We start from the raw sequence: 22,678 nt of genomic DNA on the forward strand, positions 1-22,678 counted from the left end.
TAGCCCTGACTGGCTGCTTTTTAGCTAGTTTTGGTTGCTAGCTTGCTTCTATACATACGACATACGCGCGATAGCGTTTTACTCGTCGCCTGCCATCTGCATTTGACGCTGCATATAATTCTGAATACCCACCTTGTCGATCAAACCAAGTTCCGTTTCGATGTGGTCGATATGGTCTTCTTCGTCGGCGAGCAGGTCACGCAGCATATCGCGAGTCACGTAATCTTTAACGCTTTCGCAATAGGTGATCGCTTCGATGTAGTCGTTGCGGCCGTCGTGCTCAATTTTTAGATCGCTTTCGAGCATCTCTTTGACGTTTTCGCCGATGTGCAGCTTGCCCAGGTCTTGCAGGTTGGGGATACCTTCGAGGAACAGGATACGCTCGATGATCTTGTCAGCGTGCTGCATCTCTTCGATGGACTCATCGTATTCCCATTTGGCGAGGGCTTTCAGACCCCAATCTTTATACATTTTGGCGTGCAAAAAGTACTGATTGATCGCAACCAGTTCGTTGCCGAGCGCCTTATTAAGATGCTCAATAACTTTCGTATCACCTTTCATAACGTCACCTTTTCTACTGTAATGCTGATGTTTAATCTAGTTTAGACAATACGATCAAGCAGTTACGTTTGGAGAAGAGCATAGACGCAAATAGCTATACTCCCAGCGTTTCTGAGAGTATAGATAAGGTGATTAAAAGTTCAAGTAAATCAGTTGTTTGCTAAAGATAACCCTAACAATAGTGATTCGCGTCACACGGCGTAAGCGAGCCCCATATTGGCTTCCTGGCGCGCTTCCTGAACGGCATCGCGGGTAATAGATTTAGCATAGCACGCGCACTTACCACACTGCGTTGCGCAGCCGGTTGCCTCGCGTACTTCTCGCCAGCTTCGCGCACCGTCGTCAACGTGCTGGCGAATCTGATGGTCGGTTACTCCCTTGCACACGCAAACGTACATGGCGACACCTCATAGAAATCATGAGATGAATGTAAATGATTCGCATACATCTTATCAAGTAGAAATTACTGCTTTTTGCTAGCCATTCGTCTTAGTAAATATGAAGAGCGCGATAAGATATTGTCGAAGCGACGCTTTTTTCAAAAAAAATGGCCGATGCCCGGTAAAACTATTTTTTCGGCAAAACCACCGTTTGTGTGTTGGAAGCAATATCCGGCCAGCTACGGCGCTGTTTATCGAACAGCACCCATAAGTAGCCCAAACCCAAGGCCAGTAGCGAGAGCCACGCCACCGCGCAGCGAATCAGGCACTGCTTCAAGTTCAGCGAATAGCCATCTGCTGCTTGCACCCGCAGCCGCCACGCCTGCATGCCCAGGGTCATACCACCGCGTGACCAGGAAAAAACAAAAAACAGCGTGACAAAAAACACCAGCATGAGGCGCAGGCTCCAAATATCGCTGGCCGTGGTGCCAATCTCTTCGGGCTGCTGACCAAGCACATAACGGAAAAACAGCATATGTACGACCGTCACGGCGATCCATATGGCAATGACTAAAAAACCGTCATACAGCATGGCGCCCAAACGGCGGCCAAGGCCCGCTGGCCATACGCTATCCAACTGAGTAAAGCGTCGTGTTTCCCTCATTCTTTCCCAGCTCCTGGCTGTTTATTGGCGGTTTTCAGGCGATAAGCAGCAGCGATGCCGTTGCGGCATTAACCGTTGCGACGTAGAAAGTAGATCCCGACCCCGGCGCACGCCAGTGTCGGCACCAGCACCGCCCAGACGGGCGAGAAGCCAAAAATCGTCGAGGCGGGCGCCAGAAGATCCTGAACATACTTAAAGCTCAGCCCAGTGATCACGCCGTAAAATACCCGGGTGCCTGCAGCCACCGTACGCAGCGGTCCAAACACAAAGGAGGCAGCAATCAGCACCAGCGAGCCCATGGTCAGCGGCATCAGCATCTTCTGCCAAAAATACAGCAGCGCTTGGTCATTCTGCAGGTTTTGCGCTTCAAGGAACTGGGCATAGGCCCACAGTTCGCTGGGCGCCTGGCTCTCGATATCGCGCAGCAGCCGCTCTAACTGGGTGGGGGTAAAGGACGTTTCCCAGCCCATGCTTGCCGTCTGTTCGGACTCGGTGTGGTCGTCAAAAATGCGCGTGGTCGCCACGTTTTCCAACCGCCAGGCATCGCCTTCCCAACGTGCCCGCTGGGCGTAGGTGGCTTCGACAAGCTGGCGGTCATCAAAGCGATAGCGGGTTAAGTCGAGCACCACATCATCGGCACGAATCGCCCCGAAACGGTAGACGCTGTCGCCCTCGATCTGCCAGCCGCTGCGGCTGGTCAGCATAGCGCCTTCGCCCTGAAGTTTTTCCAATCGCCACGCCTCGGCATACTGCTCGGTGCGCGGGCTGACATACTCAGCGACCAGCAGCACCACAACGACGACCACCAGCACCGGTTTCATCACGCCCCACACGATGCGCGCCAGCGAACGCCCAGCAGCGCGCATAACGGTGAGCTCGTTACTTGAGGCCATACTGCCCAAGCCAATTAGCGCGCCGATTAATACCGCCACAGGGGCATACTGATAAAAGCGCCAAGGCGTGCGCATAAGCAGGTAAAGCAATGCATCGAGCGCGGTATAACCCGCCTGTACATCACCTAAATCATCGATATAGGCAATGGTAATATCCAACCCAAGCAGCACGAACTGGACGACGATAATGGCCGCCAGTACGTTGCGGGCGATGTAACGATCAAGACGATCAGCTACCGTTAACAACTTCAGCATCAGCGCATCCCCTTACGTTGCGAGCGCCACAGCATTAGCAGGCCCAACCCTAAGAACAGTCCGTGTACCGGCCACACCCCCAACGTAGTCGGCCAGGTGCCGCTGCCAGTAGCATCGACCACCGCCAGAAGCAGACTGAGATAGGCGACGTATAAAAATACCGCGGGCAGCAGTTTACCAAAGCGCCCCTGGCGGGGATTAACCCGGGAAAGCGGCTGCGCCATCAAGGCCMGCACAAACACCATAAGCGGGAGTCCTGCCCGCCACTGCCATTGTGCTTGGGCACGGGGGCTTGGATTATTCCACAGCGCAGGCGTGGTGGCGTATTCCAATGAATCCAGCTCCTGCCGGTCACGATTCAACCCCAGTCGCAACGTATAACGCTCAAACGTGAGCCGCTCGGCGCTCTTATCGCCCGGCGTCACCCCGTAGCGCTCGCCGTCATCCAACACCAGAAAACGGCTACCCGTTTCGAGTCGGGTTTCCTGATAGCCCGATGCCGCCCGGGTAACGTAGTCGTGAGTGCCTTCGTCGCCCTGCTGGTTCTKCTCGTGCACCAGCACATCCTGCATTTCCGTTCCGTCGCTAGAGAAGCTGCCGATATAGGCGGTACGGCCACCGCCGAACTCTTGAAAACGCCCCGGCGCCAACACGGAAACATCCAGACGACTGCGCTGCTCTTCCAGCGCGGTCTCGGTTTGCAGCGCCCCAAAAGGCGTCAACCACAAGCTACAGACACCGACTAGTACCGCCACCACGCTGGCAGGCAGCAACGTCACCTTCAATAGACGCGTGGGGCTCATCCCACAGGCGACCATTACAGTGATTTCGCTATTCATATAGAGCTGCCCGTAGGCGAGCAGGATGCCTAGAAAAAACGACAGCGGTAGAATGAGCTCCATAAAGCCAGGCAGGTGAAACATCATCAGGCTGCCTAACATGGTGACGGGGATATCGCCTTCCGCTGCGTCCGAAAAATAGCGGATAAAGCGGCTGCCCATGATCACCAGCAGCAGAATGCCAGCAACCGCTGACATGGTGAGTAACACTTCGCGAGTTAGATACCGAAATAAAATCAACGCGCTCTCCGGCTAGACGTGCAGGATGCCATGCAATAAGCGTATGGCTTGGGTACACTAATCAAACTATTCACAGKCCCTTTTCAAAATCAAAAGCAACGGGGCATTATCCCGAATCCCTCGATGCTTGTCTTGTTGGAGCCGTCATGGAATTTTCCGTTCAGACCGCAAACCCAGCCAAAGCTGAAACACCCTGCCTCTTGGTGCCGGTTTTTAAAGGGGGCGACTTACTGCCCACCGTCGCCAAACTGGACGACGCCAGCGAACGCCTAATCGGCCAGTTGCTGGAACGCGGCGACTTCGACGCCGCGCTGGGCAACGTGCAAATGGTGCCCTTTGCACCGGGCCTGGGCGCTGAACGTATCTTACTGGTGGGCTTGGGTGAGCGCGAAAAATGTCAGGAAGCGGCCTTTATCAAGGCGCTGGATGCGGCCATGACCGCGCTGGTGAAACTGCCCATCGACGAAGCAAGCGTGGTATTTGGTGATATCCCATTGGCCGATCGCGACGCGGCCTGGAACGCGCGCAAGGTCATGGAAGCCGTTGAGCGGGCTATTTATCGCTTTGATCAGTTCAAATCGTCGCCTGCGCCAGCCCCCAGCCTAGCCAAGCTGACATTAATTATCAGCGATGCCGACGCTGTCCCGCAGGTGAAGCAAGGCGCATTAGTGGGCAACGCCATTGGGCAGGGGATAAACTACACCCGCACCTTGGGTAACCTGCCCGCCAATATCTGCACCCCCCGCTACTTAGCCGAGCAGGCAGAGCAGTTGGGCCGCGACTCAGAAGGCGCGCTCGAGGTGGATATTCTTGATGAAGAAGCGCTGGAAGCCCTGGGTGCAGGCTCGCTACTATCCGTAGGCCGCGGCAGCAAAGAACCCACACGCCTGATCGTGATGAAGTACCAGGGCGCCGAAGAGAGCGAAGAAGCGCCCCACGTGCTGATCGGCAAAGGCATTACCTTTGATACCGGCGGCATTTCGCTCAAACCTGGCGAAGGTATGGACGAAATGAAGTTCGMCATGTGCGGCGCCGCCAGCGTGTTCGGCACTGTCAAAGCAGTGCTGGCGATCAAGCCCAAGCTCAACCTGGTATTTATCGTCGCCGCGGCGGAAAACATGCCCGACGGCCACGCCACCAAGCCCGGCGATATCATCAAAACCCTTAAAGGCCTGACCGTCGAAGTGCTTAACACCGACGCAGAAGGCCGCCTGGTACTGTGCGATGCGTTGACCTACGCCGAGCGCTTTACCCCGGCCAGCGTCGTGGATATTGCCACCCTGACCGGCGCAGTCATTGTCGGTCTGGGTCACCACGCCACCGGGCTGCTCTCCAACGACGATGACCTAGCGCTGGATCTATTAGACGCAGGTGAAGGGGCTTGGGATCGCGCTTGGCACCTGCCGCTTTGGGATGAGTACCAAGAGCAGCTTGAGTCCAACTTTGCCGACCTGGCCAATATTGGCGGCCGCCCGGCAGGCACGATTACCGCTGCGTGCTTTTTATCGCGCTTTGCCAATCACTTCCCCTGGGCACACCTGGATATCGCCGGAACCGCTTGGCACTCCGGCAAGCAAAAAGGCGCTACCGGGCGTCCCGTCGGGCTGTTAACTCAGTACCTGCTTGACCGTGAAGCAGACGCCCAAGTAGAAAATAGCGACGTCTAACAACACAATCAGGCAATCAACGGTTGCCTTTATTTGACGCAACCGTTACACCTAAACCCATTAGCGTGTKCCTTATCTCAAGGCACACGCTACGACCACTTTAACGCTTATATTACGACGCCTATATTTGCCCTTCAGGGCTTGGATCAAGTAGAGAGAACATGCCGTGCCCACTAACTTTGAGATTTTGCCATCCAACCAGCCGATAGCCGATGAGATCCGTGACAGCATTCTCAAAAACCCCGGCTTTGGCAAACACTTTACCGATCACATGGCCCATGTGCGCTGGACCGTCGACGCCGACTGGCACGGCCACCAAGTGCGCCCTTACGGCCCGCTCACCCTCGACCCGGCTGCCTCTGTACTGCATTACGGTCAGGAGATTTTTGAGGGCATCAAAGCTTATCGCCACGCCGACGGCTCTATCTGGACATTCCGCCCAGAGAAAAACGCCGAGCGCTTCCGCCGCAGTGCCCGTCGTTTGGCGCTGCCGGAGCTGTCCGATGAAGACTTTATCGGCTCGCTGAAAGCGCTATTAGCGCAAGATCACGCCTGGGTGCCCACGCCTGCCAGCGCATCTGACGAGTGCAGCCTCTACCTGCGTCCGTTTATGATCGCCTCGGAAGCCTTCTTGGGCGTACGCCCCGCCCACGAGGTCGACTACTACGTCATCGCCTCCCCCGCGGCGGCGTACTTTAAAGGTGGCGKTGCGCCGGTGTCGATCTGGCTCTCCTCGAACTATAAGCGCGCTGCCGCAGGCGGTACTGGCTTTGCCAAGTGCGGCGGTAACTACGCCGCCTCATTAGCCGCGCAGAAAGAGGCCGAAGCCCMCCAGTGTGGCCAGGTCGCATTTCTTGATGCTGCTGAAAACAAGTGGGTGGAAGAGTTGGGCGGCATGAACCTGTTCTTTGTCTTCAAAGATGGCCGTTTGGTGACGCCGCGCCTGACCGACACCATTTTGGAAGGCGTCACGCGCAACTCGGTGCTCACGCTGGCCAAAGATGAAGGCCTAACGCCGGAAGAGCGCGCTATCAGCATTGACGAGTGGCGTGAAGGCGCGGCGTCTGGCGAGATCACCGAGGTATTTGCCTGCGGTACCGCCGCGGKCATCACCCCGGTGGGCGAGCTGGTCACCGAGAACGAGCGTATCAAGCTAGCTGCCGGTGGCAATAATGAGATTGCCATGCGCATCCGCACCAAACTGCTCGACCTGCAGTACGGCCGCAGCGAAGATAAGTACGGCTGGTTAACCCAGCTGGTTTAAGCGGTTTTAAAACCAGCGCTTATCCTTTCAGCMCCGCCGCATTCTTGCGGCGGTGCTGTTTGCCATCGACGTATCTGAAATCGTTTTACCTGGAACCGCTATGGCGCGCATTGATTTCTACATTCTGCCCGATACCACGCTAGAAGCGCGCTTGCAGTTTGCTTGCAAGCTCGCCGAGACCATCTGGCGTAAAGGCTACCGGCTGCATCTGCACTGCGAAGATAAAGCCCTCGCCGAGCAAGCTGACGACGCGCTATGGAATTTTCGCCCGGACGCTTACCTGCCCCACGCCTTGGAAGATAGCGAAATGGCCGCCAGTGTACCGATCACACTAGGCTGGCAACAATTGCCGGTGCCCACGGAAGAAACCGCACTGCTTAATCTACACCCGGAAATACCTGAAGGCGTAGAGCGCTACGCCCGCATTGCCGAGATCATTAACCAGCACCAACAAGTGCTGGTTGCCAAACGTGCCTGCTGGCAGCGCTATAAAGAACTGGGTCATGAGGTCGTGCCGCATAAGTTGGGGTGAATGGCCGAGGAGACCATCCACCACAAACAAGTGACCCCGCACTTGGCGGGGCCGTCAACAGAAGTTAGGCAATTGCAATGAGTGTGGCCAGGCAGCTTTCGCCTTAGCCTCCCTGTTGCTGCATCTGCTCCTGCATCTGCTCCTGCATCTGCTGTTGCATTTGCTCCTGCTGCTGAGCCACGGCCTCATCCAGTTGATCGCGCTGCTCCTGAGTGAAAACGCCTTCGATCTGAGACTGTATGATAATGCTATCCGCGGTCATCTCGGCCGTTAGGTCACCAAGACGCTCTGCATCTGCCCGAATGGCGGCTTCGTCATAATCAGTCTGAACGTGCTCACTGAGTTGCTGTTGCAACTGCTGGGCTTCCTGCTCATTGGCACCAACGTCGTCTTGCATCTGGGTCAAAAGGTTGCTGAGTTCTTCCTTCTGCCCATCATTCAGATCCACCATTTCGTCGAGTTGGTTAACTTGGTCATCGACACTGGGGGTGCCGCCACCCATTTGCTGGGCCATGGCGGGAACACTGAATGCCAGTGCTGCAACTGCTGGAAGGAAAAGCTTGGCTACGTGCATAAAAACTCCAATTGCGAACAAATTTGTACTTCCTGCCCGACGAATCCTGACGGGTCTTGTGATCCGACACTGCTGTTTTTAAAAAATTCGTCGTAACGGTAAATTGTTGATTACCATTAGCGGGCTCTGGCCGCGCCCTTTGCCCTCATGGAGACGTAAACGTGTTCACGCGCTACCCGCTTGTTACGATTGTCATCGCCCAGCTGTTTGGGACCTCGCTATGGTTTAGCGTTAATGGCGTTGGCTTGGCGCTGCAGGAGGCCGTCGGCCTTAGCGAAAGCGACTTGGGTCTGCTAACCATCGCCGTTCAGGCAGGGTTTATTACCGGCACGCTGCTGATTGCAACCACTGGTCTTGCCGACCGAATTCGTGCCAGCCACCTGTTTGCGATTTCTGCCGCTCTCGGCGCACTGATCAACGCCGCCTTTATCGGCGTGGCTGAGAGCGTGACGCTCGCCGCTGTTGCTCGTTTTGCGACCGGGCTTTGCCTGGCGGGGATTTATCCGCTAGGCATGAAGCTGGTGGTGAGCTGGACACCCAGCCACGCCGGCGCCGCGCTGGGTTGGCTGGTGGGCATGCTCACCCTGGGCATTGCCTCGCCACACCTGCTGCGCGGTTTAACGCTGCATTTACCCTGGCAGTGGCCGCTGCTGCTGGCTTCACTGCTGGCGCTGGTCGCGGCGCTAATGATTTTCAAGCTAGGCGTTGGCCCCCACCTCCCGGCCACCGCCAAAAGCGGACGCCCTTGGGCAGGTCTGGCCGCTTTCAAACAGCCTCGCTTTCGTGCCGCCGCACTGGGTTATTTCGGCCACTGCTGGGAGCTTTACGCCCTTTGGGCGCTGGTGCCGTTTCTGGTCGCCCGGGAACTGGAGCGCTTAGGGGCTTCAAACAGCGTCCAGCCATGGCTAAGTTTTGCGGTGATCGCGTTGGGTTTGCCGGGCTGCGTGCTCGCGGGCAAATGGAGCCGCCAGATTGGCAGCGATCGAGTAGCCTGCGTGGCATTGGCCACCTCAGGCGCGCTCTGTTTGGTTTATCCCCTGTTGGGCAGCGCCTCGCCCTGGCTGCTGTTGGCGCTTCTCGGCTTATGGGGAGTCAGCGTGATTGCCGACTCCGCGCAGTTCTCTGCGCTGGCCAGCGCCACGGCTCCACCCGAGCGGCTAGGCGCAGCGCTGGCAATGATGAATGCGATCGGCTTTGGGCTGACCATTCCCTCCATCGCCCTGGTCACCGCGCTGTGGTCGAGCCAGTCTCTAGCGGTGATCTGGTGGCTATTGCCGGGCCCCATCCTCGGGCTAATCGCCATGCGCGGGTTTTCTGCCCATAAACAGTTTTCATAAATACATCGCATAAGTACTGTGCACCTACAATAGAGCGTGAGTAGCCCCTGACGACCACGGCCCTTACGCGGTATACTCACACCCATTCATTTATGCACTTATGCACATTTCTCGCCAGCCGTGAGCCAACTCTCCATGGAAAAGACCTACCAACCTGAACAGATCGAAACCCGCTGGTACGAGCGCTGGGAAGCTGACAACCGTTTTGCCCCCTCCGGCCAGGGCACGCCTTTTTCGATCATGATTCCACCGCCCAATGTGACCGGCAGCCTGCACATGGGCCATGCGTTCCAGGACACCATTATGGATACCCTGACGCGCTGGAAACGGATGCAGGGTAATAACACCCTGTGGCAGGTAGGCACCGACCACGCCGGCATCGCCACCMAAATGCTGGTGGAGCGTAAGGTTGCAGCGGAAGAGGGCAAGACCCGCCACGACCTGGGCCGCGATGCGTTTATCGACAAGGTGTGGGAGTGGAAACACGAATCCGGCGGCCATATTACTCGCCAGTTGCGCCGTATGGGCGCCAGCGTCGACTGGTCTCGCGAACGCTTCACCATGGACGACGGCTTCTACAAAGCGGTGCAAGAAGTGTTTGTGCGCCTGCACGAAGAGAAGTTGATTTATCGTGGCAAGCGCTTGGTCAACTGGGATCCCACGCTGCACACCGCCATTTCTGACCTGGAAGTAGAAAACAAAGAGCAGCAGGGCAGCTTCTGGCACTTCCGCTACCCGCTGGCAGACGGCATCAAAACCGACGACGGCAAGGATTACCTCGTGGTTGCCACCACCCGCCCGGAGACCCTGCTCGGCGATACCGGCGTGGCGGTGAATCCAGACGATGAGCGCTACGCCTCTCTGGTCGGCAAGTTCATTGAGCTACCGCTGGTCGGTCGCCGTATTCCGGTAGTTGCTGACGAGCATGCCGATATGGAAAAAGGCTCGGGCTGTGTGAAAATCACCCCCGCCCATGACTTCAACGACTACGAGGTCGGCAAGCGTCAGAACCATCTGCTGATCAATGTCTTCTCCAAAAACGCGGCAATTCTTGAACAAGCTGAAATTTTTGATCTTAAAGGCCAGCCCCAGCCGGACGAAGATGCGACCCTGCCAGCCAAGTACGCAGGGCTTGACCGCTTTGAAGCGCGCAAGCAGATCGTTGCTGATATGGATGCCCTAGGCCTACTGGAACAGGTCGAAGCCGTTAACAACACCCTGCCCTACGGCGACCGCTCCGGTGACGTGATAGAGCCGCTGCTCACCGATCAGTGGTTTGTAGCCGTGGAAAGCCTCGCCAAGCCCGCCATTGAGGCGGTTGAAAACGGCGATATCCAGTTCGTGCCCAAGAACTACGAAAATATGTACTTCGCCTGGATGCGCGACCTGCAGGATTGGTGTATCTCCCGCCAGCTGTGGTGGGGCCACCGCATTCCGGCCTGGTACGACGCCGAAGGCAATGTCTACGTTGCCCGCACGGAAGCCGAAGCCCGCGAGAAACACGGACTGGGCGATGATATTGCGCTCACCCAAGACGAAGACGTGCTGGATACCTGGTTTAGCTCAGGCCTGTGGACCTTCGGCACCCTGGGTTGGCCGGAACAAACCCCGGAGTTGGAGACCTTCCACCCCAGCAGCGTGCTGGTCACCGGTTTTGACATCATCTTTTTCTGGGTCGCCCGGATGATCATGATGACGCTGAAGTTCACCAAGCAGGTACCGTTCAAAACGGTTTACGTGCACGGCCTGGTGCGCGACGGTCAGGGTCAGAAGATGTCCAAATCCAAGGGCAACGTGCTTGACCCCATCGACCTGATTGACGGCATCACGCTGGATGAGCTACTCGAAAAGCGCACCGGCAATATGATGCAGCCAAAACAGGCAAAGGCGATTGCCAAAGCCACCAAGGACGAGTTTAAAGACGGCATTGAAGCCCACGGCACCGATGCGCTGCGCTTTACCTTCCTCTCCCAGGCGACTACTGGGCGCGATATCAAATTTGATATGAATCGCCTGGATGGCTACCGTAACTTCTGCAACAAGCTGTGGAACGCCTCGCGCTACGTGCTGATGAACGCCGAAGGTGAAGACTGCGGTACAGACGGTAGCGACGTTGAACTCTCTCTGGCCGACCGTTGGATTATCTCGCAGCTGCAGAAAACAGAAGCCCAGGTCACCAAAGCGCTGGATGAGTACCGCTTCGACCACGCCTCCCAGGCGCTGTACGAATTCGTTTGGAACGAGTATTGCGACTGGTACCTGGAGCTTTCTAAGCCGGTGCTATGGGATGAAAATGCCACGGCAGAAGCCAAGCGGGGAACACGCCGCACGCTAGTACGCGTGCTCGAAGCGATTCTGCGCCTTGCTCMCCCGATGATGCCCTATATCACCGAAGAGATTTGGCAGCGCGTCTCGCCGCTGGCCGGTGTATTTATGGGCGATGGCGCGTCGATCATGCTGCAAGCGTGGCCAGAAGCCGACGAGAGCAAAATCGACGATCAGGCCAGCCTGGATATCGAGTGGTTGAAAGGCGTCATCATCGCCGTGCGTAACATCCGCGCCGAAATGAACATCGCCCCAGGCAAGCCGCTTGACGTGCTGCTGACCAAAGGCAAGCCCGAAGACGCCGAGCGTCTGGAGAGCAACCGTCGCTTCCTGTCCAAACTCGCCAAGCTGGAAAGCGTTACCTGGCTTGAAAACCCAGACGATGCCCCGCTCTCAGCCACGCAGTTGGTGGGTGATATGGAAGTGCTGGTGCCGATGGCCGATCTGATCGATAAAGACGCCGAAATCGCCCGCCTTAGTAAAGAGATCGAAAAGCAGGACAAACTGATCGGCGGCATCGAGAAGAAGCTTGGCAACGACGGCTTTATCGCCAAAGCCCCCGTCGCCGTGGTGGATAAAGAGCGAGGCAAGCTGGCCGAATTCCAAGCCACCAAGCAGCTGCTGGAAGAGCAAAAGGCGAAGATTGAGGCGTTGTAATCGCACACTAAGACACTAAAATCGGCACCCAAAAGGKGCCGATTTTAGTTTCGCCCTACTGCCCAAGCACTGCTTGAATCCGAAACAAAGCCCATGACAACCTGACCAATGACTATAAGATCGCTTGGCTCTGGATCTCAGCTGCCTTTCGCTGCAATCACGGAGCTGAGCCATTTCGAATTCACTCATTGAGATCGCTCGAATATGGCAACAACCGATAAATTCAGCAGCATCCCACCCACCATACCGCCGCTAGACCCTGGCCGTATCACGCTGTTTGAGAAGGCGGGATTGACGGTGAAGCAGTTGGAACCGCTTGGCGTGGAAATCTACGGCGCCGACGTTCGTTCCCGACTTTCAGAGCCAGTCATCGAAGCGTTAGCAGTGGAAATGGCGAATCGGGGCTTTATCGTCTTTAAGCACCAAACGGATCTCTCAGCAGATGAACTGGTCAGTGCGAGTAAATGGTGGGGCGCTGGAGAAATTCATTCCACGCATGGCGTCCACCCCGCCACGCCTGATATGAACCGGGACATATTCCGCTGCTCCAATGACAAGCGCTATGGCATCCTCGGCGTTGGCCCCCAGTGGCATAACGATGGCAGCTTCGAAGCAGCAACGTTTTCTCACTCCGCCTACTACATGGCGCGCGCCCCTGAGCAGGGCGGCGGAACGCACTTTGCTCATCAGGGGGCAGCCTACGACGTGCTGCCAAAGGAAAAGCAGGCGTTTTGGGAACGGCTTGTCTCTGTGAATTCTGATTCAGGGGTCAGTCACCCCGTCGTCCATACCCATCCTATTTCGGGGCGAAAGAGCGTATGGCTTCATTTAGGGATGACCGGCGCCGTTATAGAGCGGTTACCAGAAGAAGGCGTTGCAATCGATGAGCTGCAACAAGCCCCCGCCTCTGCCGATAAGCTTCGTTTACTCAACGAAGATGAAATGAAACAGCTTTTCAATGACTATAACGATCTTCTCGATGCGTCCTTCGAGAAGGGCTATGGGATCCGTTATCACTATCAAACGGGTGATTTACTCTACGTTGATAACTGGGCACTGGCTCACAGGGCTGCGCCTGAAGCGCATATGTCGGCTGAGGAGCAAGGGTTGAGGATAATGGATCGCGTGACTATCAAGTCCAGGCAGAACCTGGCACCTCACTTTGGCTTGCCGCAGTACATCAATTTATCCGGGCCACACCCTTTTAATCGCGATGGCGTATGGCAAGCAGGTGGTGTGGGTTTTCGGTGGAAAGATGACATTCCCATGCAAAACTAGGGTCTGTTGACGTGTCATCTACCGCCTACCAGATCAGCGTCGCTCTTTAAGCAGGGTGACGTTATTAGCTGTATGACACGTGAAAAGTCATGCCTGACTCTGCTCGCAGAACGTAAAAATTGCTCTCAGGGTAACTTTCACAAATCCCGAGCAGTAGAGACCAACCGCTTAACCATGGGCTGCACCATAAGCTCGGAACCCACCCTCAGTGGTTCAAGCGGCCCATTAGGCGCATACCCATATGAAGTATACAAACCAACTGCAGCTGCATTGCTTGTCGTTACCGCAAGCTTTATACACTCACACCTTTTGTTGATAGCCCATGTACTCATTTCACCCAGCAGAGCCTTGGCTATACCTTTTCCTCGCAGTGTCGGGGACACCCACATTTGGTAGATTTGGGCGATTTTCGTATCGGGCTCATGTATTACCCCCCAGGCTAGGCCAACCGATTGACCCTCCAACTCAGCAATTAAGGGCAGAGCCTCCAGGCCTCGCAATTTCAGATCCAAGCGTGTCTGCCACTCAGCGTCTGAGAGCGTTACTTCCTGCTCATAAGTTGAGCCAAAAGAGTCAGGCGACTCCTCAAGAGATTTCAACCGCGCCGACTTATAAAGCTGCCAATCTTGCGGGGTTAATACTCTGATCCTTACGTCACTCATGATTTTCCTGCATACAGCAATCAAGCCCAAGGCTGTGATGAATAGGAGTAGGAGTAGGAGCTAAAGACTCTGCACGTAAACTCTTCCTGTGACTCTGGAGAGCCGCTGCGTCCTGTTTGCTCTTGAATCATCTGCCCTACCGTCGGAAAGACACGTTTTCATGAGCGGTAAATATATCGAAGATAAGTAGCTTATTAGTTATGGCTCATAATATCTATGCAGCGCTCGCGCATGACATATTGGCCCCTTACACCCCACTTTAACCACATTTTCTTACGAAACGTGTAAGGTTGGTACAAGTACGGCCACTAAGTGGCATCGCTGATTCAGCAACGACACGGACGGCTCTATGCCAATACCAACTGAAGCACGCTTACAGGCGCTGGCCAGCGAATTAAAGCGGGCCGGGATTGCCTACCAAGCGCTTACCCCGATGGCGGATACTGGGCTTGCCCACGATCATGTCTGGCTGCATCGCAGTGATGGCGATGACTGGGTAGCGCGGCTGCCGAAGCAGAGTCAGATGAATCTACCGCCTGAAGAGAACCTGGCCTATCAGAGAGCCTGTTACCAGCGCTCTAGCCCTGGCGGGCACACGCCGACACTTTATGACACCCTGCCGCCCAGCGAGGCATTGCCCAGAGGCGGGTTGCTGGTAGAGGCTATACGTGGGCGTTTGGCGCAACTACCCGACGACCTCCCCGCCATCGCGGATGCCCTGGCCAGCCTACATCGCCAAACGCTACCTAATGCCTCGGCGCAGACGCCGCTGCTGGCCCCTAAAGACCCATGGCAGGCGATGGTGGATGAAGTGCGCCAGCAGGCTAACTGGCTAGGCGATGCGCAGCTTTCGAGTAAAGTGACCCAGCGGATTAAGCAGGAACTGGACTTACTTCCGCCCCGCCTAAACGATGAAACCGCGACGCTGATTAGCTTTGACACCCACCCTGGCAACTTCTTAATCCGCGACGATGGCCGCGCGGTGTTGGTGGATTTAGAGAAGTGTCGCTACGGCCTGCCGGGCATTGATCTCGCCCACACCAGCCTCTACACCTCCACTACCTGGGATGTAAACAGCCAAGCGGTGCTATCGCTGAATGACGTGATTAACTTTTACCGCCGCTGGCAAGCAGCCATGAGTGAATCACCCGATACCGACACCCTGGTCGCCTGCCGTCGCGCTACCTGGCTGTGGTCATTGACCTGGTGCGCGAAATGGCGCGCCCAGCACCTAAACGCTAAAGATGCCCAGCAACGGGGAGAAGACTGGTCGGCAGAACTCACCGACCCTGCCGTGATTGACCACGTACGTGACCGCGTTGAGCACTACCTCTCGCTGCCGATTATTGATCACGTTCATAGCGAGCTGCAGTGCTTGCAAGCTTCCCTATAACGTTTGTGCTTCCTACCCAAGAGATATGCGATGCCGATTAACCGTCACCCTATACGCTTCACGATCGCCACCACGCTGTTAGGCCTTGCGCTTCCTGCCATGGCCAACCCTGATCCGGACGACTGGCAAAGCGTCGTGTCACAAGCCGAAGGCCAAACCGTTTACTGGAATGCCTGGGGGGGTGATACGCGCACCAACCGTTATATTGACTGGGTGGCGGAGCAAATGCAGGCCCAGTACGGCGTCGATGTGGTGCACGTTAAGCTGGACGATACCGGCAGCGCGGTGGCGCGGGTGCTAGCCGAAAAGCAGGCGGGTAACCACGACGAGGGCAGTATTGATCTGATTTGGATCAACGGCGAGAACTTCGCAGCCATGCGCGACAACGATCTGCTGTTCGGCCCCTTCGCCGAGGCGCTGCCCCATTTTGCGCTCACCAACGCTGACGAAAACCCCGAGGTTGTCACCGACTTCMCACTGCCTACCGAAGGCTACGAGTCGCCCTGGGGAAAAGCGCAAATCACCTTCTATTACGACAGCGCCMAAACCGAGACTCCCCCCAAGGATATGCAGYCGCTACTCGCCTGGGCTCGAGCCAATTCGGGCCAGTTTAGTTATCCACGTATTCCCGACTTCACCGGCAGCACCTTTTTGAAACAAGCACTGATCGAGCTTACCGAGCAGGATGAGGCGCTTTACCAGCCGCTCTCAGAGAGCGATTTCGAGACCGTGACAGAGCCGCTTTGGACCTATTTAGATGCGCTGCACCCGCACCTGTGGCGCAGCGGGCGCAGCTTTCCCGACTCCGGCCCCAATTTGCGTACATTGATGAGCGATGGTGAGCTAAGTCTAGCGTTTTCTTTCTACCCCACTGATGCTGCCGTGGCGGTCATGGAGTATGAATTACCCGATAGCGTACGCAGCTATGTGCTGGAAGGCGGCACCCTGGGTAACGTCCACTTTGTGGCAATTCCCTATAACTCGCCGCATAAAGCTGGGGCCATGGTGCTCGCCAACTATCTACTTTCAACGGAAGCCCAGGCCGAAAAACAGTCGTTAGCGATGTGGGGCGACCGCAGTGTGCTGGATATCAACCAGCTAGACACTGACGCCCAAGCGCTGTTTGAGCAGGGAGATCGACACCCTTCAGAGCTACCCGCGGACGCGCTGTCTAACACCCTACCCGAACCGCACCCCAGCTGGATGACCGCCCTGCAAGATGCCTGGCTTGAGCGTTACGGCGTTAACTAGACCATGCTGCGACTGGCCCCGGCGCTCATCATTGCCCTGCTAGTACTACCGGTAGCCGCAGGGCTACTGATGGTGCTGCTGCCAGCATTTGGCTACTTGCCTGCGCTAGGCGGACATGGCGGTAGTTTAGCCCCCTGGCAGATGCTGTTCGCCCAGCCGGGGCTGTGGCGTTCGGTGGCGGTGAGCTTTACCAGCGGGTTAGTCAGCGCAGCCATAGCGCTGGTTATTGTGGTGCTGTTTTTGGCCGCCAGCCGGGGCACATGGCTAGACCGCAGCATTCGGCGGCTGGTTTCGCCTCTACTCGCCATCCCCCATGCCGCTATCGCGTTTGGATTTGCCTTTTTGATTGCCCCTTCGGGCTTGTTGGCGCGGCTCATATCGCCATCGCTAACCGGCTGGGAGCGCCCGCCGGATGCGCTGATCATCAACGATCCTTGGGGGCTTTCCCTGATCGTGGGGCTGGTGCTAAAAGAAGTGCCGTTCCTACTGCTAATGAGCCTGGCAGCGCTGCCGCAGCTAGTGCCTGAAAAGCGCTTAATGCTGGCGCGATCACTGGGCTATTCACCTACCATTGCGTGGTTAAAAACCGTGCTGCCTTCGCTCTACCCGCTGATTCGCCTGCCCGTGTATGCGGTGATCGCCTACGCCACCTCGGTCGTCGATATGGCGCTGATTCTCGGCCCGACCTTGCCTCCCACGCTGAGCGTGTCTATCTTGCGCTGGTTCAACGACCCCGATATTAGCCACCGCTTTATGGCCTCGTCAGCGGCAGTACTACAACTGGGGGTCACCATCGCCGCGCTGCTCTGCTGGTGGCTACTGGAACAACTGACCCGCCTGCTGGCGCGAGGCTGGCTGACCAATGGCAGCCGCCAGCGAGGTGAAATCGCCCTGCGCGTAGTGGGCCGCTCGGCGTTACTATTTGCAAGTATGACGGCGCTGGCGGCCTTGGTCGGGTTGGGGCTATTTTCGCTGGCCGGTTTTTGGCGTTTTCCTGAGCTGTTACCGCAGATGCTAACGCTGGATCACTGGCAACGCAGCGGCCCTATGCTGGTCACACCGCTCGTCAATACCGCGCTGATTGGGCTGATTTCAACGACGCTGGCCACGGCGCTGGTGTTAACGACGCTGGAAAACGAGCATCGCCAGCACATTCAACCGAGGCGCGCACTATGGCTGCTCTATCTACCGCTACTGGTGCCGCAAATTGCCTTTCTGTTTGGTCTGATTGTGGCAGCGGAGAGTTTGGGCGTTCGCCCCCAACTAGGCTTGGTGATCGCAGGTCACCTGCTGTTTGTGCTGCCTTATGTCTATCTATCATTAGCCGAGGCGTATCGTCGCCTGGATCCACGCTGGCTACAGGTAGCGCGCTCCCTGGGTGTGTCACGCAGTGCTGCATTTTGGAAAGTGCGCCTCCCGCTAATATTAGCGCCCATATTAACTGCCTTTGCGGTGGGCCTGGCGGTGAGTATTGGCCAATACTTACCCACCCAACTGCTGGGAGCCGGGCGGGTCACTACCGTAACGACCGAGGCGGTGGCGCTTGCCGCAGGCGGTAACCGACGCTTAATCGGCGTTTGGGCATTAGTGCAGGCGGGCCTGCCACTGATCGGCTTTATGCTTGCTCTGGGGCTGCCCCGCTTATTGGGCACCCACCGCCGTGAACTGGCTACCTAAGAGGGACATTGTGACAGTTTATTTCAGCGCGTCGCTGCGCCTTGAGCAGATTAGCATCGCCCTTGCGGGCCGCGAGTTACTGGCAGTGGATACCACCATAGCCCCAGGCGAGGTGCTCACCGTAATGGGTCCATCGGGCTCAGGAAAATCGACCCTGCTGGCGTATATTGCGGGCTTTATTACTCGAGATTTTAGCGCCAGCGGCGGCGTATGGCTGGGCGAGCAAGACCTGTTAAGCCTCCCCGCTGAAAAGCGCGGCATCGGGCTTTTGTTTCAGGATCCGCTGCTGTTTCCGCACCTAAGCGTGGGCGGCAATTTGCGTTTTGGGCTACCTCGCCATATTCAAGATAAACACCAACAGGTCACCCAAGCGCTTAAACAAGTGGGGCTGGCAGGCTTTGAAGCGCGCGACCCCGCCACCCTTTCTGGCGGCCAGCAGGCTCGCGTGGCATTGATGCGCCTGCTGCTCTCCAAACCGCGCGCCGTGCTGCTGGACGAGCCGTTTTCCAAGCTGGATACGGCACTGCGCCAGGAAATGCGCACCCTCGTGTTTAACCAACTGCGCGACGCAGGCCTGCCTGCACTGCTGGTCACCCACGACCTCGCAGATGCCAAGGCAGCAGGAGGGCCTGTGCTTGAACTCGGTTGAAAACTCGATTGAAAAGGCACCTCAACTCAGCATCGTGATACCGGTACTTAACGAGGCAGCCGGTATTGAGGCAACACTGTTGCCGCTACAGTTACTACGCGCTCAGCGCCTTTCGGCACTGGTCGAAGTCATTGTGGTCGATGGCGGCAGTGGCGACAGCTGCGTTCGCATCGCCACACCCCTGGCTGACCGCGTGCTCGGCAGCTCACCCGGCCGAGGTGAACAAATGAACCTGGGCGCGCAACATGCCCGAGCKCCTGCGCTGCTGTTTCTGCATGCGGATACTCAACTGCCCGATGATGCCGTTGAACAGATAACACGGGGGCTTAACCGCCACGCCTGGGGGCGCTTTGCTATTCAGCTTTCAGGCCGCAGCCGCTGGCTGCCCATGGTGAGTTGGATGATGAATCAGCGCTCGCGGCTGACCGGGATGGCCACCGGCGACCAGGGAATCTTTGTCCGCGCCAGCSCCTTCAGGGCCGTCGGTGGTTTTCCCGAACAGCCACTGATGGAAGATATTGAACTGTCCAAACGGCTTAAGCAGGTATCGCGCCCCGCCTGCCTAACGGCGAAAGTGATAAGCTCGGGCAGGCGCTGGGATCAATACGGCGCTTGGAAAACGATCCGTCTGATGTGGCGGCTACGCTACCGCTACTGGCGCGGCGTTAGCGCAACCCAACTCGCCAAGGAGTATCGCGATGCCCGCTGAAACGCCCCATCTACACCTGCTGGCCAAAGCGCCGCTGGCGGGGCAAGCCAAAACGCGTCTGTCGCCTTTACTGGGAGCAGAGGGCGCCGCCAACGCCCACGCGGAGCTGGTACGCCACTGCGTCGCCAATGCTTGCAAAGCATTGACGGCAGAAAAAGTCACGCTATGGACGGCGCTGGATCACGCACACCCGCTGTTTATAGAGCTTCGTGAGCAGTTTGGTTTGACGTTAACCCCCCAACCAGACGGTGATTTAGGCGCACGGGTTCGCCACGCCCTGAACAGCACGTCTGGCCCTGCCATGCTGATGGGCAGCGACTGCCCGAGCATTACCAGCACGCTGATGACTACCTGCGCGCAGCAACTGGCCAGCTACGATGTGGTGATTCTGCCCGCCGAAGATGGCGGCTATGGCTTTGTAGGCACCCGGCAAGACTACCCTACGTTGTTTGCAGATATCCCATGGGGCACCCAAAGCGTGCTGACCACCACTCAGCAGCGCATTAAGGAGCTGGGGCTGCGCGCCGCTTACCCGGCGACTATCTGGGACGTGGACCGCCCCGAAGACTGGCAGCGCTGGAAAGCGCTAGCCAACCTCTGATTAGCCGTTTCAGTGTAAGGAATCAGGCGCCCTTCTCACTCAGTAACAGCAGATACTTACCTTCTTAGCGCTGGAGTTTTTTATTGTGACCCGACAACGTCTGATTATTGCCGCGCTACTGATAACAGCCATTGGCGTGTTTTTCCTTAGCGGTGCCCATCAATGGTTCACGCTAGAGACCCTCAAGGCATACCAAAGCGACTTTCAAGCGGCGTTTAATCAACACCCTTGGCAGGTGGCGGGCCTGTTTTTCGCCGTATATGTCTCAATGACCGCGCTTTCGCTGCCCGGTGCCACGCTGCTAACCCTACTGGGCGGTGCACTATTTGGCTTAGGTTGGGGGCTGCTGATTATCTCTTTCGCCAGCACAATGGGCGCCACACTGGCGTTTTTACTCTCGCGTTTTCTGTTTCAAAAGCCGATTGAGAGACGCTTTCCGCGCCAGTTTTCCTCTGTGAATCGTGGTGTCGAGCGCGACGGTGCCCTGTACCTATTCACGCTGCGTTTAGTGCCGGTATTTCCGTTCTTTATGATCAATCTGGTCATGGGCCTAACGCGGATCAAAACCCTCACGTTTTACTGGGTGAGTCAGGTCGCTATGCTGCCCGGCACTGCTATTTATGTGAACGCGGGCGGCCAGCTAGGTGATTTGGAGAGCCTGGGAGGCATCCTTTCGCCAACGCTTATCGCGTCATTTTTACTGCTCGCCATCTTCCCCTGGATCGCGCGGCGGATTGTGCTGCTGGTGCAGAAGCGCAAGGCCTACCAGGGTTTTACCTGCCCCCAACGCTTTGATTACGACATTGTGGTGATCGGCGGCGGCTCGGCGGGACTGGTAACCAGCTATATCGCCAGCGCTGTTAAGGCCAAAGTCGCGCTGGTGGAAAAACATAAAATGGGCGGTGACTGCCTGAATACCGGCTGCGTACCTTCCAAAGCGCTAATACGCGCCGCCCGCGCTGCCCACGAGATTCGTACCGCGCCACGCTTTGGCGTGACATCTAGCGAACCTCAGGTCGATTTTGCCAAGGTGATGGAGCATGTAAAACAGGCGATTAGCGCTATCGAACCCCACGACAGCGTAGAACGCTATAACGGCTTAGGCGTTGAGGTGTACCAAGATCACGCCAAGCTAACCTCGCCTTGGCACGTCCAGGTGGGCGAAAAAACCCTCACCGCCCGCCATATCGTGCTGGCCACCGGTGCCCGCCCCAAGGTGCCGTCGCTACCGGGTATTGAGCATGCTCCCGTGCTCACCTCTGAAAACCTATGGTCACTGACAGAACTGCCCAAACGCCTGGTAGTGCTCGGCGGCGGTGCGATTGGCTGCGAGCTAAGCCAGAGCTTTGCCCGCCTGGGTAGTCAGGCCACGCTGGTGGAAGGCATGCCCCAGTTGCTGGGCCGCGAAGACCCAGAAGTCGGCGAAGCCGTCGAAAACACTCTGGCGAGCGAGGGTGTAACGGTGATGACCGACGCCAAGGCGCTGGAAGTACTCAACGACGACGCAGGCTACCAACTGGTCGTGGAGCATCACGGTGAGCGCAAGCTMCTGCCCTTTGACTACCTGCTGGTTAGCGCCGGTCGCCAAGCCAATGTGGAAGGCCTAGGGCTTGATGTGCTGGGTATTACAACCACCCAAGCGGGCACTTTAGAACTTAACGAGCGGCTGCAAACCCGCCTACCCAACATCTGGGCCTGCGGCGATTTGGCTGGGCCGTACCAGCTTACCCACGCGGCGGCTCACCAAGCGTGGCACGCAGCGGTCAATGCGCTGTTTGGTGAACTGAAAAGCTTTGCGGTGGACTATCGCTATATGCCCGCGGTCACCTATGTACAACCGGAAGTCGCCAGAGTCGGGCTGAATGAAAAGGAGGCCAAGGCAAAAAGCATTGAGTATGAAATTACCCGCTACGCCATGGCAGAAAGCGACCGCGCCATTGCCGAAGGCGCCACAGAGGGGTTTATCAAGGTGCTCACGGTGCCGGGCAAAGACAAAATCCTTGGCGCAACGATCGTGGCAGAAAACGCGGGCGAGTGGCTGGGTGAGTTTACCCTCGCCATGAAACACGGCCTGGGGCTCAATAAGCTACTCGGCACCATTCACCCCTACCCCACGCTGGGTGAGGCGGCAAAGGCCACTGCCGGGGTGTGGAAAAACGCCCACAAGCCCGAACGAGTGCTGGCACTATTGAAGCACTACTTCAATTGGCGACGCGGTGACAAGTCAGCTAAAACAATTGATTCCTAGCGCACCAAGTTGAAGCATAATT

At 57.0% G+C, this 22,678-nt stretch carries 20 protein-coding genes; 13 read left to right on the top strand and 7 right to left on the bottom strand.

Translation table 11 applies throughout. The features are described 5' to 3' along the window. Nucleotides 1–78: 78 nt before the first annotated feature. The 5 genes from bfr to lptF form a co-directional block, all read right to left on the bottom strand. The gene (gene bfr, locus HALO_RS19980) at nt 79–561 is read right to left on the bottom strand and encodes a bacterioferritin (RefSeq protein ID WP_009288515.1); all 483 of its coding nucleotides are present in this window, start codon (nt 559–561) and stop codon (nt 79–81) included. A gap of 191 nt (nt 562–752) precedes the next feature. Continuing rightward, nucleotides 753–959, bottom strand: coding sequence for a (2Fe-2S)-binding protein (locus tag HALO_RS19985; RefSeq protein ID WP_035576596.1), 207 nt, complete (start codon nt 957–959; stop codon nt 753–755). Between the two features lie 169 nt (nt 960–1,128). Then, nucleotides 1,129–1,605: an RDD family protein gene (locus tag HALO_RS19990; RefSeq protein ID WP_035576595.1), complete on the bottom strand. Its 477-nt coding sequence runs from the start codon at nt 1,603–1,605 to the stop codon at nt 1,129–1,131. Between the two features lie 68 nt (nt 1,606–1,673). Continuing rightward, complete coding sequence (gene lptG / locus HALO_RS19995) at nt 1,674–2,753, bottom strand: LPS export ABC transporter permease LptG (protein ID WP_035576594.1); 1,080 nt, start codon at nt 2,751–2,753, stop codon at nt 1,674–1,676. Continuing rightward, the gene (lptF, locus tag HALO_RS20000; RefSeq protein WP_092490876.1) at nt 2,753–3,832 is read right to left on the bottom strand and encodes an LPS export ABC transporter permease LptF; all 1,080 of its coding nucleotides are present in this window, start codon (nt 3,830–3,832) and stop codon (nt 2,753–2,755) included. Before lptF ends, lptG begins: the two co-directional genes overlap by 1 nt. 146 nt (nt 3,833–3,978) lie before the next feature. Here lptF and HALO_RS20005 point away from each other — a divergent pair, with 146 nt between their 5' ends. The 3 genes from HALO_RS20005 to HALO_RS20015 all read left to right on the top strand — a co-directional run bounded on the left by HALO_RS20005 (nt 3,979) and on the right by HALO_RS20015 (nt 7,295). Further along, a complete protein-coding gene (locus HALO_RS20005) occupies nt 3,979–5,499 on the top strand; it encodes a leucyl aminopeptidase (protein ID WP_050713932.1) in 1,521 nt (506 codons plus the stop codon). 166 nt (nt 5,500–5,665) lie between these two features. Further along, nucleotides 5,666–6,763 (top strand): branched-chain amino acid aminotransferase, encoded by a 1,098-nt coding sequence (locus tag HALO_RS20010; protein ID WP_050713933.1) that lies wholly within the window; start codon nt 5,666–5,668, stop codon nt 6,761–6,763. A 100-nt stretch (nt 6,764–6,863) separates the two neighbouring features. Further along, a complete protein-coding gene (locus HALO_RS20015) occupies nt 6,864–7,295 on the top strand; it encodes a DNA polymerase III subunit chi (protein WP_035576592.1) in 432 nt (143 codons plus the stop codon). A gap of 103 nt (nt 7,296–7,398) precedes the next feature. Here the strand turns inward: HALO_RS20015 and HALO_RS20020 are convergent, their stop codons facing one another. Next, complete coding sequence (locus HALO_RS20020; protein ID WP_050713934.1) at nt 7,399–7,869, bottom strand: Spy/CpxP family protein refolding chaperone; 471 nt, start codon at nt 7,867–7,869, stop codon at nt 7,399–7,401. Between the two features lie 161 nt (nt 7,870–8,030). Here HALO_RS20020 and HALO_RS20025 point away from each other — a divergent pair, with 161 nt between their 5' ends. The 3 genes from HALO_RS20025 (at nt 8,031) to HALO_RS20035 (ending at nt 13,466) form a co-directional block, all read left to right on the top strand. Then, a complete protein-coding gene (locus tag HALO_RS20025; RefSeq protein WP_035576590.1) occupies nt 8,031–9,206 on the top strand; it encodes an MFS transporter in 1,176 nt (391 codons plus the stop codon). A 135-nt stretch (nt 9,207–9,341) separates the two neighbouring features. Beyond that, on the top strand, nt 9,342–12,188 hold the full coding sequence (locus HALO_RS20030) for a valine--tRNA ligase (RefSeq protein ID WP_050713935.1): 2,847 nt from the start codon (nt 9,342–9,344) through the stop codon (nt 12,186–12,188). A gap of 204 nt (nt 12,189–12,392) precedes the next feature. Then, complete coding sequence (locus tag HALO_RS20035; RefSeq protein WP_035576588.1) at nt 12,393–13,466, top strand: TauD/TfdA dioxygenase family protein; 1,074 nt, start codon at nt 12,393–12,395, stop codon at nt 13,464–13,466. 137 nt (nt 13,467–13,603) lie between these two features. Here the strand turns inward: HALO_RS20035 and HALO_RS23790 are convergent, their stop codons facing one another. After that, nucleotides 13,604–14,128 carry a GNAT family N-acetyltransferase gene (locus HALO_RS23790; protein ID WP_035576587.1) on the bottom strand — a complete coding sequence of 175 codons (525 nt, stop codon included), beginning with the start codon at nt 14,126–14,128 and terminating at the stop codon, nt 13,604–13,606. 349 nt (nt 14,129–14,477) lie between these two features. Here HALO_RS23790 and HALO_RS20045 point away from each other — a divergent pair, with 349 nt between their 5' ends. The 7 genes from HALO_RS20045 (at nt 14,478) to HALO_RS20075 (ending at nt 22,656) form a co-directional block, all read left to right on the top strand. Next, nucleotides 14,478–15,521, top strand: coding sequence for an aminoglycoside phosphotransferase family protein (locus tag HALO_RS20045; RefSeq protein WP_035576586.1), 1,044 nt, complete (start codon nt 14,478–14,480; stop codon nt 15,519–15,521). A 30-nt stretch (nt 15,522–15,551) separates the two neighbouring features. Beyond that, entirely contained in the window at nt 15,552–16,772 is a 1,221-nt protein-coding gene (locus HALO_RS20050; RefSeq protein WP_050713936.1) for an ABC transporter substrate-binding protein, read from the top strand. Nucleotides 16,773–16,775: 3 nt separating this feature from the next. Next, nucleotides 16,776–18,449 (top strand): ABC transporter permease, encoded by a 1,674-nt coding sequence (locus HALO_RS20055; RefSeq protein WP_035576583.1) that lies wholly within the window; start codon nt 16,776–16,778, stop codon nt 18,447–18,449. Between the two features lie 10 nt (nt 18,450–18,459). Beyond that, entirely contained in the window at nt 18,460–19,098 is a 639-nt protein-coding gene (locus HALO_RS20060) for an ATP-binding cassette domain-containing protein (RefSeq protein WP_035576582.1), read from the top strand. Beyond that, nucleotides 19,085–19,807: a TIGR04283 family arsenosugar biosynthesis glycosyltransferase gene (locus tag HALO_RS20065; RefSeq protein WP_231896764.1), complete on the top strand. Its 723-nt coding sequence runs from the start codon at nt 19,085–19,087 to the stop codon at nt 19,805–19,807. The genes HALO_RS20060 and HALO_RS20065 overlap by 14 nt, the downstream gene beginning before the upstream one ends. Then, complete coding sequence (locus tag HALO_RS20070; protein WP_035576581.1) at nt 19,797–20,408, top strand: TIGR04282 family arsenosugar biosynthesis glycosyltransferase; 612 nt, start codon at nt 19,797–19,799, stop codon at nt 20,406–20,408. The genes HALO_RS20065 and HALO_RS20070 overlap by 11 nt, the downstream gene beginning before the upstream one ends. Nucleotides 20,409–20,493: 85 nt before the next feature. Beyond that, nucleotides 20,494–22,656 (top strand): FAD-dependent oxidoreductase, encoded by a 2,163-nt coding sequence (locus HALO_RS20075; protein ID WP_035576580.1) that lies wholly within the window; start codon nt 20,494–20,496, stop codon nt 22,654–22,656. The last annotated feature ends 22 nt before the right edge of the window (nt 22,657–22,678 follow it).

Origin of the sequence: Halomonas sp. R57-5 (genome assembly GCF_900070345.1) — a bacterium.
Lineage (GTDB): Bacteria > Pseudomonadota > Gammaproteobacteria > Pseudomonadales > Halomonadaceae > Vreelandella > Vreelandella ventosae_B.

Excerpts from the sequence above, each read along its gene's own strand:
- bfr (WP_009288515.1), bottom strand. The coding sequence starts at position 561 with ATGAAAGGTGATACGAAAGTTATTGAGCATCTTAATAAGGCGCTCGGC.
- HALO_RS19985 (WP_035576596.1), bottom strand. The coding sequence starts at position 959 with ATGTACGTTTGCGTGTGCAAGGGAGTAACCGACCATCAGATTCGCCAG.
- HALO_RS19990 (WP_035576595.1), bottom strand. The coding sequence starts at position 1,605 with ATGAGGGAAACACGACGCTTTACTCAGTTGGATAGCGTATGGCCAGCG.
- lptG (WP_035576594.1), bottom strand. The coding sequence starts at position 2,753 with ATGCTGAAGTTGTTAACGGTAGCTGATCGTCTTGATCGTTACATCGCC.
- HALO_RS20015 (WP_035576592.1), top strand. The coding sequence starts at position 6,864 with ATGGCGCGCATTGATTTCTACATTCTGCCCGATACCACGCTAGAAGCG.
- HALO_RS20020 (WP_050713934.1), bottom strand. The coding sequence starts at position 7,869 with ATGCACGTAGCCAAGCTTTTCCTTCCAGCAGTTGCAGCACTGGCATTC.
- HALO_RS20035 (WP_035576588.1), top strand. The coding sequence starts at position 12,393 with ATGGCAACAACCGATAAATTCAGCAGCATCCCACCCACCATACCGCCG.
- HALO_RS23790 (WP_035576587.1), bottom strand. The coding sequence starts at position 14,128 with ATGAGTGACGTAAGGATCAGAGTATTAACCCCGCAAGATTGGCAGCTT.
- HALO_RS20045 (WP_035576586.1), top strand. The coding sequence starts at position 14,478 with ATGCCAATACCAACTGAAGCACGCTTACAGGCGCTGGCCAGCGAATTA.
- HALO_RS20055 (WP_035576583.1), top strand. The coding sequence starts at position 16,776 with ATGCTGCGACTGGCCCCGGCGCTCATCATTGCCCTGCTAGTACTACCG.
- HALO_RS20070 (WP_035576581.1), top strand. The coding sequence starts at position 19,797 with ATGCCCGCTGAAACGCCCCATCTACACCTGCTGGCCAAAGCGCCGCTG.